Origin of the sequence: Methylobacterium sp. Leaf99, from assembly GCF_001422375.1 — a bacterium.
Taxonomy (GTDB): Bacteria; Pseudomonadota; Alphaproteobacteria; order Rhizobiales; family Beijerinckiaceae; genus Methylobacterium.
Genome location: NZ_LMMU01000001.1, coordinates 1,992,608 through 2,006,770, shown reverse-complemented (window position 1 = coordinate 2,006,770; position 14,163 = coordinate 1,992,608). Strand labels below are relative to the sequence as shown.

15 protein-coding genes are annotated in these 14,163 nt (G+C 72.0%); 4 read left to right on the top strand and 11 right to left on the bottom strand.

Annotation, left to right across the window (positions count from 1 at the left end):
• Positions 1-75: 75 nt before the first annotated feature.
• Both ASF28_RS09325 and ASF28_RS09320 read left to right on the top strand, forming a co-directional pair.
• Positions 76-402 carry a type II toxin-antitoxin system PrlF family antitoxin gene (locus ASF28_RS09325; protein ID WP_056090578.1) on the top strand — a complete coding sequence of 109 codons (327 nt, stop codon included), beginning with the start codon at positions 76-78 and terminating at the stop codon, positions 400-402.
• A 3-nt stretch (positions 403-405) separates the two neighbouring features.
• The gene (locus ASF28_RS09320) at positions 406-888 is read left to right on the top strand and encodes a type II toxin-antitoxin system YhaV family toxin (RefSeq protein WP_056090575.1); all 483 of its coding nucleotides are present in this window, start codon (positions 406-408) and stop codon (positions 886-888) included.
• 54 nt (positions 889-942) lie between these two features.
• On the opposite strand, the gene ASF28_RS09315 is transcribed toward ASF28_RS09320, so the two are convergent.
• The 11 genes from ASF28_RS09315 to ASF28_RS09265 all read right to left on the bottom strand — a co-directional run bounded on the left by ASF28_RS09315 (position 943) and on the right by ASF28_RS09265 (position 12,606).
• Positions 943-1,311 carry a Rieske (2Fe-2S) protein gene (locus ASF28_RS09315; RefSeq protein ID WP_056090572.1) on the bottom strand — a complete coding sequence of 123 codons (369 nt, stop codon included), beginning with the start codon at positions 1,309-1,311 and terminating at the stop codon, positions 943-945.
• Entirely contained in the window at positions 1,283-1,987 is a 705-nt protein-coding gene (locus ASF28_RS09310; RefSeq protein WP_056090569.1) for an ABC transporter ATP-binding protein, read from the bottom strand. Before ASF28_RS09310 ends, ASF28_RS09315 begins: the two co-directional genes overlap by 29 nt.
• Positions 1,980-2,789 (bottom strand): ABC transporter ATP-binding protein, encoded by an 810-nt coding sequence (locus tag ASF28_RS09305; RefSeq protein ID WP_056090566.1) that lies wholly within the window; start codon positions 2,787-2,789, stop codon positions 1,980-1,982. Before ASF28_RS09305 ends, ASF28_RS09310 begins: the two co-directional genes overlap by 8 nt.
• On the bottom strand, positions 2,786-3,817 hold the full coding sequence (locus tag ASF28_RS09300) for a branched-chain amino acid ABC transporter permease (RefSeq protein ID WP_056091514.1): 1,032 nt from the start codon (positions 3,815-3,817) through the stop codon (positions 2,786-2,788). The genes ASF28_RS09305 and ASF28_RS09300 overlap by 4 nt, the downstream gene beginning before the upstream one ends.
• Positions 3,818-3,828: 11 nt before the next feature.
• Complete coding sequence (locus tag ASF28_RS09295) at positions 3,829-4,701, bottom strand: branched-chain amino acid ABC transporter permease (RefSeq protein WP_056090563.1); 873 nt, start codon at positions 4,699-4,701, stop codon at positions 3,829-3,831.
• A gap of 69 nt (positions 4,702-4,770) precedes the next feature.
• The gene (locus tag ASF28_RS09290; protein WP_056090560.1) at positions 4,771-5,922 is read right to left on the bottom strand and encodes an ABC transporter substrate-binding protein; all 1,152 of its coding nucleotides are present in this window, start codon (positions 5,920-5,922) and stop codon (positions 4,771-4,773) included.
• A 41-nt stretch (positions 5,923-5,963) separates the two neighbouring features.
• Positions 5,964-7,211, bottom strand: coding sequence for a xanthine dehydrogenase family Fe-S subunit (locus ASF28_RS09285; protein WP_056090557.1), 1,248 nt, complete (start codon positions 7,209-7,211; stop codon positions 5,964-5,966).
• Positions 7,208-8,080: an FAD binding domain-containing protein gene (locus ASF28_RS09280; RefSeq protein ID WP_056090554.1), complete on the bottom strand. Its 873-nt coding sequence runs from the start codon at positions 8,078-8,080 to the stop codon at positions 7,208-7,210. Before ASF28_RS09280 ends, ASF28_RS09285 begins: the two co-directional genes overlap by 4 nt.
• Positions 8,077-10,443 (bottom strand): xanthine dehydrogenase family protein molybdopterin-binding subunit, encoded by a 2,367-nt coding sequence (locus ASF28_RS09275; RefSeq protein ID WP_056090551.1) that lies wholly within the window; start codon positions 10,441-10,443, stop codon positions 8,077-8,079. Before ASF28_RS09275 ends, ASF28_RS09280 begins: the two co-directional genes overlap by 4 nt.
• Positions 10,440-11,306, bottom strand: a complete 867-nt coding sequence (locus ASF28_RS09270; RefSeq protein ID WP_056090548.1) for an alpha/beta hydrolase — start codon at positions 11,304-11,306, stop codon at positions 10,440-10,442. The genes ASF28_RS09275 and ASF28_RS09270 overlap by 4 nt, the downstream gene beginning before the upstream one ends.
• Positions 11,307-11,331: 25 nt before the next feature.
• The gene (locus ASF28_RS09265; protein ID WP_056090546.1) at positions 11,332-12,606 is read right to left on the bottom strand and encodes an amidohydrolase/deacetylase family metallohydrolase; all 1,275 of its coding nucleotides are present in this window, start codon (positions 12,604-12,606) and stop codon (positions 11,332-11,334) included.
• 143 nt (positions 12,607-12,749) lie between these two features.
• On the opposite strand from ASF28_RS09265, the gene ASF28_RS09260 reads away from it, so the two are divergent.
• The gene (locus ASF28_RS09260; protein ID WP_082476076.1) at positions 12,750-13,265 is read left to right on the top strand and encodes a MarR family winged helix-turn-helix transcriptional regulator; all 516 of its coding nucleotides are present in this window, start codon (positions 12,750-12,752) and stop codon (positions 13,263-13,265) included.
• Positions 13,266-13,841: 576 nt separating this feature from the next.
• Positions 13,842-14,099, top strand: coding sequence for a hypothetical protein (locus ASF28_RS09255; RefSeq protein ID WP_056090543.1), 258 nt, complete (start codon positions 13,842-13,844; stop codon positions 14,097-14,099).
• Positions 14,100-14,163: the final 64 nt, after the last annotated feature.

Here is a 14,163-nt window from a genome sequence, read left to right as displayed (position 1 = left end):
CGCCGGGGTCGCGCCGTTGCCCGACCTTCCTGCGTAGGGTAAGGAATATTCCTTACCCTACGTCGGGAGAAGGCCATGGCGACCCGTGTCCACGAGCGGAGCCGGATCACGTCCAAGGGGCAGACGACGGTTCCGAAGGCCGTGCGCCAAGCCCTTGGCGTGAGTTACGGCGGCGAAATCGCCTACGTCGTCGACGACAGCGGCCACGTGAGCCTGCTCGGGGCGGACCGGGAGACGGACCCCGTGATCGACGGGTTCCTCACCTTCCTGGCGCGGGACATGACCCGCAACCCGTCACAGGTCACGGCTTTCCCTGCCGCCCTGGCGGAGCGTATGGCCGCGCTCACGGCCGGGATGACCGTCGACCTCGCCGAGGAGATCGATGGGGCCGTGGCCCTCTGAGCCATGGTCGTCGGCGGCTGGACGATCTTCGCGCATCCCCTGCTGCTCGATCAGCTCGAGCGGGCGACGGCGGCCGTCGAGGCGGCCAGGGCGGCCGATCCGCAGGGCTATCGGAGCACGGCGCAGGCGAAGCTTTTGGCGATGCTCCGCACCCTGATCTTCGAAACGATCCCGGCCGATCCGACGCGGCCCGAGTATCGCCAGGGTGACACCCTGGGCAGGGCCCGGAAACACTGGTTCCGCGCCAAGTTCGGCAATGGCAGATTTCGGCTTTTCTTCCGCTTCGACAGCCGAGCGAAGGTCATCATCTTCGCCTGGGTGAACGACGAGACCACGTTGCGGACCTACGGCTCGAAGACGGACGCCTACCATGTGTTCAGGGGGATGCTCGCGAAGGGCAACCCGCCGGACGACTGGACGGCCTTGCTCGCGGCGAGTTCCGCGACGCCGGTGGTGGAGCGACTGGACGCAGCCGGACCCGCGTAGACGACATCGCGCGCGAACGGCCGGGCGTTCCGCATCCCGCATGACCCCAAGGTCTCACGGCGGATCGCGAGACCCGATCCGCACGTAGACGTCCGTGCCGCGGGTGCGGACGGGATAGGTGACGAGGCGGCGAAAATCCCAGCCCGGCGAGACCGTCCCGTCCTCGAGGGCGAACCACGCCAGGTGGCGCGGACAGAACAGCCGCCCCCCGGAGCAGCGGCCGGCGGCGAGGTCGGCCCCCTCGTGCGGGCAGGCCCGTTCCGTGGCGAACAGCCGGTCGCCGTCCTGAACCAGCAGAAGATGCCGCCCGGCCACGAAGACCGGGAGCAGGGCGCGGCCCGCCAGCGCCGCGCGCGCGCAGGCGCGGACCCAGACCTCACCCGCCGAGATCGGCTCACCCGCCGAGATAGGCTTGGCGCACATGGGGGTCGGCGATGAGCGTCGCGCCCGGACCGGAGAGGACGATGCGCCCCGTCTCCAGCAGGTAGGCGTCGTCGCACAGTTCGAGGGCCGCGAAGGCGTTCTGCTCCACGAGGAGGACCGTCGTGCCGGCGTCGCAGATCGCCCGGATCACGGCGAACATGCGCTCGACGATGTTGGGGGCGAGGCCGAGCGACGGCTCGTCGAACAGAACGAGCTTGGGGCGCGCCATCAGGGCCCGGCCGATGGCCAGCATCTGCTGCTCGCCGCCCGAGAGGGTGCCGGCCATCTGGCGGCGGCGCTCGGCGAGGCGGGGGAACTCGCCGTAGACGCGGGCGAGATCGGCGGCGACCCCGGCCGGGTCCCGGCGCAGGTAGGCGCCGAGGGCGAGGTTCTCGGCGACGCTCATCTGCGGAAACACCCGGCGGCCCTCGGGGCAGTGGGCGATGCCGTGACCGAGCACCGTGCGCGGGTCGGCGCCGGTGATGTCGCGGCCGGCGAATCGGATGCTGCCGGCCCGCGCCGGGACGAGGCCCGAGATCGCCCGCAGGGTCGTCGACTTGCCGGCGCCGTTGGCGCCGACCAGGGCCACGAGCTGCCCCTCCGCCACGGTGAGGGACAGCCCCTTCAGGGCGGTGACGGTGCCGTAGCCGCAGACGAGGTCCCGGATCTCAAGCATCGCTCGTCTCCCTGGCGGCCCGGGCCGCGTCGCGGGCGGCGCTGCCCTGGCCGAGATAGGCCTCGATCACGGCCGGGTCGGCGCGGATGGCCGCCGGCGGCCCCTCGGCGATGAGGCGGCCGTAGTTCAGCACCACGATGCGGTCGGAGACCGCCATCACCATGGGCATGTCGTGCTCGACGAGGAGGATCGTGACGCCGCGGTCGCGGATCGACCGGATCAGGCGGACGAAGACCTGGGTCTCGGAGGCGTTCATGCCCGAGACCGGCTCGTCGAGGAGGAGCATGGCGGGCTCGGTGGCGAGCGCCAGGGCGACGCCGACGAGGCGCTGCTCGCCGTAGGCCAGGGCGCCGGCCTTGTCCTGCGCCCGGGCCGAGAGCCCGACCGTGTCGAGGAGCGCGCGGGCCCGCGCCCGCAGGTCCGCCTCGCCGGCGCGGTCGCGCCCGAGTAGGGTGTCGATGAGGCGCGACCGGCCCCGGCGATGGAGGCCGATCATCACGTTGTCGAACACGGTGTCGTCGGGAAACACGCTGGTGCGCTGGAAGGTGCGGCTCAGGCCCAGCCGGACGATCGCGTGGGGCGCCAGGCCCTGCAGGCTTGTGCCGCGAAACCGGACCTCTCCCTGGCTCGGTTTGAGGAAGCCCGTCATCACGTTGAAGGCCGTGGTCTTGCCGGCCCCGTTCGGGCCGATGAGGCTGACGATCTCGCCGGGATGCACGTCGAAATGCAGGTCGGCGATGGCGGTGAGGCCGCCGAAGCGCACCCCGACATGGTCCACCGAGAGGATCGGGGGGGTGCTCATGACCGGACCTCCACGGCGCGGGGCGCGGGCGCGGGCGCGCGCCGCCACGCGAACAGGCGGGCCAGCCCCGGGACGATGCCGCGGGGCATCACGAACTGGATCGCGATGAGGACGAGGCCGAACACCATCCACTGCGCCTCCGGCACCATGACCGGGCGCAGGGCCACGGGCAGCAAGCCGAAGATCAGGCCGCCGACGATGGGGCCGAGCAGGGTGCCCTTGCCGCCGCCCACCACCATGATGACCATGGTGACCGTGGTGGAGAACAGGAACACGTCGGGGTCGATGATGCGCAGGTAGTGGGCGTAGAGGCTGCCGGCGGCCCCCGCCATGGCCGCCGAGATCACCGCCGCCAGGGTGAGGGTGCGGGTGGCGTCGATGCCCACGGAGAGGGCGAGGGACTCGTTCTCCTTCAGGCCCCGCATGGCCCGGCCGAAGCGCGAGCCGACGAGGCGGGCGATGAGGGCGTAACAGAGCGTGCCGACCACGAGGACGAGGTAGTAGTTCTGCAGCTTGGTCCGCAGGGTGGTGCTGCCGAGCCCCGGCAGGCCGAGGGTGAAGGGCGGGATTCCCGTGAGTGCCAGGGGGCCTTGCGTCAGCTCCACCCAGTTGAGGGCGACGAGGCGCACCACCTCGGCGAACGAGATGGTCACGATGACGAAGTAGGCGCCGCGCACCCGGAACGACAGGCGCCCGACGAGGTAGCCGCAGGCGGCCGTCGCCAGCACCGCGAGCCCAAAGCCCACGGCGGCCGGCCACGGCTCGTGCACGACGCGAAATCCCCAAAGAATCTCGACGTCGAAGCCCAGGCTGGTGAGGGCGCTGACATAGGCGCCGATGCCGAAGAACGCGATGTGGCCGAGGCTGAGCTGCCCGGTGAAGCCGAGCAGCAGGTTCAGGCTCATGGCCGCGATGGTGACGATGCCCGTCGTGATCAGGGCGTTGAGGAGGTAGGGGTTGTCGCCGAGGGCGAAGGGCAGGGCGACGAGGGCCGCGAGGAGGGCGAGGGCGGGGAGATGCCGATTCAGGAGAGACTGGGTCATCCGATGCGCTCCGCCTTGGCGAACAGGCCCGTCGGACGAAAGACCAGCACCGCGATGATGATGAGGAAGCCCATGGCGTCGCGGTAGCCCGACGAGATGTAGCCGGCGCCCAGCTCCTCGGCGAGCGCCAGGATGAAGCCGCCGATGGCCGCCCCGGTGATGCTGCCGAGCCCCCCCAGGATGACGATGGCGAAGGCCTTGAGCTCGGCCATGCCGCCCATCTGCGGGAACACCACGTAGACGGGGCCGAGCAGGGCGCCGGCGGCGGCGGCGAGGCTCGAGCCGATGGCGAAGGTGGCGGTGTAGACGAGGCGCACGTTCACCCCCATCAGGGCGGCGGTGTCGTGGTCCTGGAAGGTCGCCCGCATGGCGAGGCCGAGGCGGGTGCGGTTGATGAGCCCGTAGGTCAGGACGATGAGGGAGGCGGCGGCCCCGAGGACGAACAGGCGCAGCCACGACACCGAGACGGGGCCGAGCTGGAGCGGCGCGTCGGGGAACGGCGTCGGGATCGATTTGGCGACGCCGCCGAACAGCCACAGGGTGCCCGATTGCAGGACGATGCCGGCCCCGATCATCACCAGCATGGTGGTGTCCATGTCGGCGCCGCGCAGGGGCCGCAGGAGCACGCGGTCGAGGACCGCGCCGAGGAGGAATCCGCCGAGGATCGCGGTGGGCAGGGCCGCGAAGAAGCCGAGCCCCAGGGCCGTGACGGCGAGGTACATGAGGTAGGCGCCCACCGTGTAGAGGGCGCCGTGGGTGAAGTTCACCACGTTCATGATGCCGAAGATCAGGGTCAGCCCGATGCCTAAGAGGGCGTAGGTCCCGCCCAGGATCAGGGTGTTGAGGAGGTGCTGCAGGAATTCGGTCATGGAGGCCTCGCCGGTGCGGACGGGACCCGGCGGCCCGGGGACGGGCGGCCGGGACAGGTTCGGCGCGGGCTAGAGGTCGGGCACCACGACTTTTCCGGCCTCGATCTTCACGAGGTAGACGTCGGGCTTGCTCTGGCCGCTCTCGGACCCGGCGGGGCCGGCCTTGGCGAAGCGGATGGGGCCGTTCAGGCCGGTGAAATCCACCGACCAGAAGCCCTTGCGGATGGAGGCCGCGTCGGCGGCGCCGCCCTTCTCGATGGCCGCCGCGATGGTGCGGATGCCGTCGTAGCCGCGAAAACTCTCGGTGACGCCGGCGAACTCGAAGCCGCGCTTCTTCCACTCGGCGATGAAGTAGGCCGTGGCGGCCGGGTTCGGGGTTTTCTCGGGGTACCAGGGCAGGAAGGTGGTGAGGTGCAGGGTGCCCTCGGCGGCGGTGCCGGCCTGGGCGATGATCTGGTCGGGATTCTGGGAGCCGCCGGTGGTGATGATCCGCTTCTTGAAGCCGAGCGCCGCCATCTGCTTGAACAGCAGGGTGAGCTGATCGACGGCCGCCGTGATCAGGAGGGTGTCGGCATCCGAGCCCTTCAGCTTCGACAGCTGGGCGCTCATGTCCTGCGCGCCCTGGTCCATGGTCTCGACGAGGCCGACGCCGACGCCCTTGCCCTTGAGCATCTTGCCGAAATCGGCCGCGGCGCCCCGGCCCCAGTCGTTGTTGATGGCGAGGAAATCGACCTTCTTCAGGCCGAGCCGCTCCACCATCGGGGCGAAGGCCTCGGCCTCCAGGGCCGAGGGCGGCGAGATGCGGAAGACGAAGGGGTTGCCCGAGGTGGTGATCTTGCCCGAGGACGAGGTCTCCACCAGCATCGCGGTCTCGTAATCGGCGAGCTTGGGCATCACCGCCAGGGTCAGGCTCGAGCCCCAGGCGCCCATGAGCACCGGGGTCTTGTCGCTGGTGATGAGCTTTTCCGCCACGGCGGCGGCTTCCGTCGGGTTGCTCTTGTTGTCCTCGACGACGAGTTCGAGCTTGCGCCCGAGCACGCCGCCCTTGGCGTTGATCTCGTCGGCGGCGATTTTGGCGCCGTTGACCACGTAGGTGCCCGACGCCGCGAACGGGCCGGTGAGGGGCTCGTTGACGCCGATGCGGATGGCCTGGGCTTGAGCGACGCCCGCCGACAGGACGAACGCGAGGGTGAGGGCCGGGGTCGTGAGGCTGCGCGTCATGGGGGTCTCCAAAGTCGGCGGCGAAGGGCGATGGCGAAGAATCAGGGGCGGCGGGCGCCCCGGGCGGCGAGGCGGCGGCGCAGGGGCGCCACGAGGGCGGCGAGGAGCCAGCGCAGGGGGTTGAGGCCGGCGGCCGGCGGCGCCGGGGCGCCGGACAGCCGCGCCTCAAGGTTCGCGGCGAATTCGGCGCCGAGGCGCCCGGCGAGGTCGCGCACGAGGCCCGGCCGGCCGAACTGGGCGAGGGGCCCCTTGAGGGTGTAGCCGACGGCGAGGTCGACCTTCGCCGTGCCGGGGGCCTCCCCCGGCCCGACGCGGTAGCGGATCTCCCCTTGCGTGGCGGAGCGCCCGCCCGCGTCGCTGCCCGCGCCGAGGATGCGTCCGCTGCGGGCCGGCGCGTCGCGAAAAATCCGGGCCCGACCGCGGAAGCGGGCCGCGATGGGGCCGATCCGCACCTGCAACGCGCCCTCGACCATCTCCGGGGACGGCCGGCCCGTCAGCACGGCGCCGGGCAGGCAGGTCGCCACGGCCTCGACGTCGCCGAACAGGGCGAAGACGGCGTCGGGCGGGTGCGCCACGGTGAAGGCCTGGTCGAAGCGGTGGGCGGGCACGAAATCGTCGGCGATCTCCAGGGCCGGCGCGGCCGTCTCGGGCGCCGCGGCCGCCTCGGGCGCCGGATTCGTCCCGGTCGCCGTGACGGGCCGCAGGGGCGTGCGGGCGGCTTCGGCGGGGGTGCCGAGGCGGGCGCCGACGGGGCCGAGGCCGCGCTGCGCCCCCGTGGTCGGGGCGATGCCGCGGGCGCGGCGGTCGGCGATGACGCCGCGCACGGCCCGGACGATGCCGACATAGCCGGTGCAGCGGCACAGGTTGCCCGACAGGCCGGCGCGGATGCGGCGCTCGTCGGCGTCGGGCAGGCGCAGGACGAGGTCGCGGGCGGCCACCAGCATGCCGGGCGTGCAGTAGCCGCACTGCAGGGCGTGCTCGCGGTTGAACGCGGCCCGCAATTCGCCCGCGATGGGATCGTCGTCGAGGCCCTCGATGGTGGTGACGTCGGCCCCCGCGCAGGCGCCCGAGACGGTGAGGCAGGCCCGCGCCGGCTCGCCGTCGAGGAGCACGGTGCAGGCGCCGCAGATGCCGTGCTCGCAGCCGAGATGGGTCCCGGTGAGGTCGAGTTCTTCGCGAAGGACGTCGGCGAGATGCATGCGGGGCTCGGCCCGCAGGGTCACGGCCCGGCCGTTCACCGTGAGGGCGAGGGGCATCCGGTCGTCGCGCGGGGCGGCGTTCGTGCTCATGCGGCCTCGCTGACGGGGCGGGTCGAGGGGGCGGGTCGCGCCGCCTGGGCGACGGCCCGGGCGAGGATGGTGACGTGGACGTGGCGGTCGACGGCGTCGGTCATGCCGGCCTCGCGCAGGACCCCGTCGGCGGCGGCCCGGTCGAACCGTTCGGCGAAGTCGGGTCCGATCCGGCCGCCGAACAGGCGGGCGGCCTCGGCGACCACGAGGGGGGCGCGCTCGATGGCGCCGATGACCACGCGGGCGCGGCCCGTCGCGGGCTCGATCCGCACGGCACCGATGGCGTGGGCGAACTCGCCGATCTTGGCGCAGTGCTTGACGTAGCCCCAGGCGGTGCCGGGGGGCAGCGCCGGTATCCGCACGGAGACCAGCATCTCGCCGGGGGCCAGGGCCACGTCGAGGGCGCCGGTGACGAAGGCGTCCACGGGCAGGCGGCGGCGGCCGGTGCGCGCGGCCAGCTCGACCTCGGCCCCGAGGGCGATGAGGGAGGTCACCCAGTCGGCGGCGGGATCGGCATGGACGAGGGAGCCGCCGAGGGTGCCGCGGTTGCGCACGGGCCGGTAGGCGATGGCCGCGGCGACGCGGGCCAGGGCGCCGCCGGTGAGGTCGGGCACCCGCCCGTCCTCGATGTCGGCGTGGGTGACGCAGGCGCCGAGCACCAGGGTGTCGCCCTCGATCGCCGCCCGGCGCAGTTCGGGGATGCCGGTGATGTCGAGGACGAGGTCGGGCTCGACGAGGCGCAGGTTGAGCATCGGGCCGAGGGATTGGCCCCCGGCCATGAGCTTCACGCTGCCCTCCGCCGAGGCCAGCCGGTCGAGGAGGGCGGATAGGTCGGCGGGGCGCTCGTAGGCGAACCGGGCGGGTTTCATGCGGCCTCCCGCGCGGTGGCGGCGTCGCGGGCGGCGAGCACCGCCGCGACGATGCGGTGCTGGCTCACGGGCGAATGCAGCAGCGCGACGCCGAGCGGCCGCAGGGCGTCGTTGATGGCGTTGGCGAGGGCCGCCGGGGGCGCGATGGCCCCGCCCTCGCCGATGCCCTTCACGCCGAACTGCGTGTAGGGCGAGGGCGTCGCCATGTGGTCGATGCGGGGTTCGGGCACCTCGGCCGGTCCCGGCAGGAGGTAGTCGGCGAAGGTGGAGGCCAGGGGCTGGCCGCGGGCGTCGAACCGCACCTCCTCGTAGAGGGCCGTGCCGATGCCCTGGGCGAGGCCGCCATAGATCTGGCCGTCCACCACCAGGGGGTTCACCAGGGTGCCGCCATCCTCGACGATGCAGTAATCGAGGATTTCCACCGCCCCGAGGTCGGGGTCGACGGCGACGACGGCCGCGTGGGCCGCGTAGGAGAACGTGCCGGAATCGCGTTGCGGCTTGTAGCCGGCGGTGACTTCGAGGCCGCCGGGATTCACGTCGAGGGCGAGGTCCTGCGGGCGCCGGTACCAGGTGTGGGCGATCTGCGCGAGGGTGACGTCGCCCGAGGGACCGACCACGCGGCCGGCCTCGAACCGGCAGGCGGCCGGATCGGCCTGGAGCAGGTGGGCGCCGATGCGCAGGGCCCGGTCGGCGAGCTCGCGGCAGGCCGCCGCCACGGCACCACCCGCCATCACCATGACGCGGGAGCCCCAGGAGCCGGTGGAATAGGGCGTCATGGCGGTGTCGCCGTGGACGAGGCGGGTGCGCGCCACCGGCACGCCGAGGATCTCGTGGGCCACCTGTGCCAGGGTCGTCTCCAGGCCCTGCCCGTGCGAGTGGGCGCCGATGCGGAGTTCGAGGCCGCCATCGGGGGTGAGGCGCGCACCCGCCTGCTCGTGGCCCGGCACCATGGGAATGCCCCAGCCGGAATAGACCGAGGTGCCGTGCGCCGCCTGCTCGCAGTAGATCGACAGGCCGAGGCCGATGCGGCGCCCGTCCGCCTCGCCGGCCTGCTGGCGCTTGCGCACGGCGTCGACGTCGATGGCCTTCAGGACGCGGGCCAGGGCCTGCGGATAGTCGCCGCTGTCGAAGTGCTTGGCGGTGATGTTGTCGAACGGCATCTGGTCAGGCCGCACGAGGTTCCTTTCGCGCACGGTCCAGGGCTCGAGGCCCGCCTCGGCCGCGACGGCGTCGAGGATGAGCTCCATGGCGAAGCACACGCCCGTGCGGGCGACCCCGCGATAGGGCAGGATCGGGCACTTGTTGGTGGCCACCGACCAGGTCCGGCAGCGATAGGCCGGAAAGTCGTAGGGGCCGGGCAGGATGCTCGCCACCTGCGCCGCCTCCAGGCAGGCGGAGAACGGGTAGGCCGAGTAGGCGCCGGAATCGACGGTGGCCTCGCAGTCGATGCCCCGGAGGGTGCCGTCGCGCTCGGCATAGGCGGTGATGCGGTAATGGTGCTCGCGGCAATTGGCGTTGGCGGTGAGGTGCTCGCGGCGGTCCTCGAGCCAGCGCACGGGGTGGCCGACGCGGAGGGCCAGCCAGGCGAGGCAGACGTCCTCGGGGAGCAGGATCGCCTTGTAGCCGAAGCCGCCGCCGACATCCGGCGAGACGATGCGCAGGCGGCCCTGCTCGATCCCGAGGCATTCGGAGAGGCCGTTGCGCACGATGTGCGGCATCTGGCTCGCCGTGTGGACCACGAGCTGGTCCATGCGGTGGTCGAGATGGACCACGGTGCCCCGGCCCTCGATGGGGGCCATGCATTGCCGGCCCGTGGAGATGGTCCGCGAGACCTTGATGGGGGCATCGAGGGCGGCGGAAAAGTTCACGTCGACGAGGGTCTCGAGGAAGACGTTGTCGCCCCAGTGCTCGTGGACCAGGGCGGAGCCGGGCTCGCGGGCGGCGAGCATGCAGTGGACGGCCGGCAGCTCTTCGAGGTCGAGGACGATGGCGGCGGCGATGTCCTCGGCTTGCGCCCGCGTCGGCGCGAGGCAGATGGCCAGGAGCTCGCCGACCTGCCGGACCTTGTCCCGCGCCAGGACCGGCTGCTCGGAGACCTTGAAGCCGGGAAGCCCCGAGACCGCCCGGATCGGCTGCACGTCGGTCAGGTCGGCGGCGGTGAAGACCCGATCGCGGTAGGCGTCGGGAACATGGATCGCCCGGATGCGGGCATGGGCCAGGGGACTGCGGACGAAGGCGACGTCCTGCAGGCCCGGCAGGCGCAGGTCGCCGACATACTGGCCGCGCCCGCGCATGAGGCGGTCGTCCTCCTTGCGCGGCAAGCGGGCGCCGACGCCCTCGGTGAGCGGGATCGCGTCGCTCATGCCCGTACCCCTTCGATGAGATCGATGGCGGCCCGCACCAGGGCGCCGCCGGGACGGCGCAGGTCGTTCAGGATGGAGAAGTGCTCGGCCCCCGCGATCGGAATCAGCGGCCCCGGCGCGTGATGGGCGCTGCGCAGGGCGTGGAAGGCGCGGGCGTCGTGGACGAGGGCCGGGCGCTCGGCGGTGCCGTAGGCGATGGCGAGGGGCTTCCCCACCACCGGCCGGCGCAGGGGGGAGAGGCCGGCGACCTCCGCGTCCGTGAGGGACAGGGCCCGGTTCAGCCCGGTGTCGCGGATGGGCCCGAGTTCGTAGACGCCCGAGATGGCGAGCCCCGCCGTCACGGCCGGGTGTGCCAGCTGCATCGCCGCGAGATGCGCCCCCGCCGACCAGCCGGCGAGCACCAGGGGACCGGCGATGCCGTGGGCCGGCCCGCGCGCCGCGAGCCAGTCGAGGGCTTGGCCGATCTCGTCGACGATCCGGGTCAGGCTCGCTTCCGGCGCCAGGGTGTGGCCCGGCATGGCCACGGACCAGCCGGCGGCGGCGGGGCCTTGCGCAAAGCACGCGAACAGGTCGCGGGAATTGCGCTGCCAGTAGCCGCCGTGGATGAAGACGAGGCAGGGCGCCGCCGGGCTTTTCGCCGGATAGAGGTCGAGGGCGGTTCCGGGCGCGTCGCCGTAGGGGATGTCGAGGGCGCCGGGATGCGCCGCCCGATAGGCGGCGGAGGCGGCGTTGCGGGCGGCCGCCTGGGCGGCGGCATCGGGCACCGCCGCGTTGTTGTCGTAGGCGGCGTCGCGCGCCGCGCGGTCGAGGCGGGACCAGTCGCGCCTCGGATCGGGCGGCAGCGGGGACGGATCGGCACCCATGGGGTCGTCTCCTTCGAAGTCCGGTTCAGGCCGCGATGGCGCTGGGCAGGATCGGCGAGTCGGCGTCGAAGCGCTTGCCGGCGCGCAGGCAGAAGGCCGGCTGGAGCAGGCGCTGGGCGATGACCTGCGTGTCCTCGTTGTCGCGCAGGAGGAAGCGGCCGCGATGGTCGTGGAGCACCGAGACGTCGGCGGAAAAGCCCGGCGTCAGGGCGCCGATGCGGTCGGACAGGCCGAGCATCTCGGCGGGATGCTTCGTCACCATGGGCACCACCTGTTCGAGGCTGAGGCCGAGGGCCATCATCGAGCTCATGGCCTGGGTCAGGCTGAAGCGGGCCTGGCCGAGGAAGGGGTGGTTCTCGTCGTCGTGGTGCTCGTCCGGCGTGCCCGCCGGCCGCGGCACCTCGGTGTTGTAACCGTGCATGTCGGCGCCGAGGGTGTAGGGCATGACGCCGGCCGGCAGGGAGGCGCGGGCGACCCGGTAGGAGAAGTGGCTGCCGTGGCCGACATCGACCCGGAGGCCGGCATCCATGGCCGCCCGGATGATCGGGTGGACCACGCCCGCCTCGTTGATGAAGCCGCCCGGATGCCGGGTGAACGGGTGGGCCAGAAAGTCCCCGGGGCGCAGGAGCGGGATCACCCGCTCCATGATGGTGTTGGCGTCCTCGCCGTTGGCGCCGCTCTCGGGCAGGCCCCAGAGCTGGCCGAAATGGACGTAGAGGGGCAGGTCGGCCCTGCGGCTGATCTCGGCCGCCATCTCCATGACCCGGATGCCCCAGCGGGCGAAGCCGCCGATCTCGGCATGGCCCTTGATGCCGCGCACGAGGTCGCGGTTCTCCACCGCCGACTTCACCGTGGCCTCGATGTCGACGCCCTCGGGGCTGTAGAGGTTCGGGTAGAAGTGGCCTTCGAGGCCGCCGACGAGGTAGGCGGACAGGAAGGCGTAGATCCGGGTCTCGGCCGTCTCGGCGACGAAGTGGCGGAAGCCCGGCAGGGTCATGCAGGACGCGCCGCCCTGGTCGATCACCGTGGTCACGCCCGAGCGCACGCCGACCATGTCGGGCGGCAGGCCGAACCGGCCGGTGACGTACTGGTAGACGTGGCCGTGGGTGTCGATCATCCCCGGCAGGACGAGCTTGCCGGCGACGTTCACCACCTCGGTGTCGGCGGAGGGAACGAGGCTGTCGGCCACCGCCGCGATCCGCCCGTCGCGGATGGCGACGTCCTTGAGGCCGTCGATGCCGGAAACCGGGCAGATGACGCGCCCGCCGCGCAGCAGCATGTCGTAGCGTGCGATATCCATTCCGTGTCTTTCCCCTCGCGCTCCGGCGCGATCGCTGCGACGGCCCTGGCGGGACCGCCGAAATGCGAAGTATGCTTCGCATTCAGCCAAAGCATGCGGCGTGCCACGGAGGGTCCCGTGGCGCGGCACGGGGAGGGACGGGCATGGACGAGGGCGGAGCAAGGCTGCGCGGGGACGCCGGGGCGGACGGCGCGGACGGTCCGGCGCCGTGGCCCCTGGCCGAGCGCCCCGGATTCCTGATGCGGCGCCTGCATCAGATCCATGTCAGCCTGTTTTCGGAGCTGTGTGGCGCATTCCGCGTCACGCCCCTGCAATACAGCCTGCTGTCGCTGCTTCGGGCCCGCGACGGGGCCGATCAGACCACCCTGGCCCTTGCGGTCGCCCTGGACCGCACGACGACGACGGGCGCCCTCAAGCGCCTGCAGGCGCGCGGCCTCGTCGAGCGGTCGCCGTCCCCGGCCGATCGGCGCGCGCAGCATTGCCGCCTCACCCCCGAGGGCTGCGCCCTGCTGCTGCGGATGGAGGGGGCGGCCCGGCAGGCCCACGCCCTGACGCTGGCGCCGCTCTCACCCGCCGAGCAGGCCACCCTCATCCACCTCATGAAGAAGGTCACGGCGGCCCACGGCCAAAGGCGGGACGCGGGCGATGGGATGGTGTGATGCGAGAGCCATCCGATCCTTCGACTGACTTTGCCGATCCCCGAGAAACGAGGTGCGGTGCGCATCCCCTCGCCCCGCCTGCGGGGCAGGGCAATCGCAGATGACCTCCGGTGTCATTCCGGGGCGCCGCAGGCGAACCCGGAATCTAGAGCCGCCGACAGCGCAAAGCCTTGCAAAACCGGTGTTTCTGGTTCCCGGGATCCGCTGCGCGGCCCCGGGATGACAAAGCGTTGCGGGCGTTCTCAAGGTCCTAAACGCCCTATGCGATCGCCCGCCTTTCCAAGAACGAAGACCCGCGCGTCAGCGCGTTTTCCAGTCCTCGGCAAGACGACTCGAACGGATCAGCCGGACGTCGTCGCGGCAAGCCAGCCCGGCGTCCGAGCGAAGTCCGTCGTTCGCAGGGCGAACCAACGAACCGGATATCCCATGAAGACTGTCTTTCAGACGACCGCACAGGCCGCCCCGCCCATGTGCGCTCCAGCACACGGTGCCGGAACCGGACCCCCTTGAGCAGGTTGAGCAAGTACAATCGGGACGGACATCGGGTCTGTTCTGAATAAGGAGCCAAGACATCAAATGAAGACGCGTCTGTCCACCCTCGTTGCCGCATTTGCCCTGGGTGCCGCCGCCGTGACGCCGGCCTTGGCCTATGACGGACCGTCGCGCTTCATGTCCTACGCACCCTACGGCATCGAGGCCACGGACACGGTCGTCGACGAGCGCGGCCCGACCTATCTCGGCTGCCCGGCGAGCTCGGCCGCCGACGGCAACGCCAACCAGCAGACCCGCCCGGTGATGCAGTACGGCCAGACCGCCGGCGGCTCGGCCTGCTGATTTTTGCCAAGCGGCCCTGATCCCGGCCCATGGCCGGGATCAGGGCGTTCGGCGGACGCCCGCC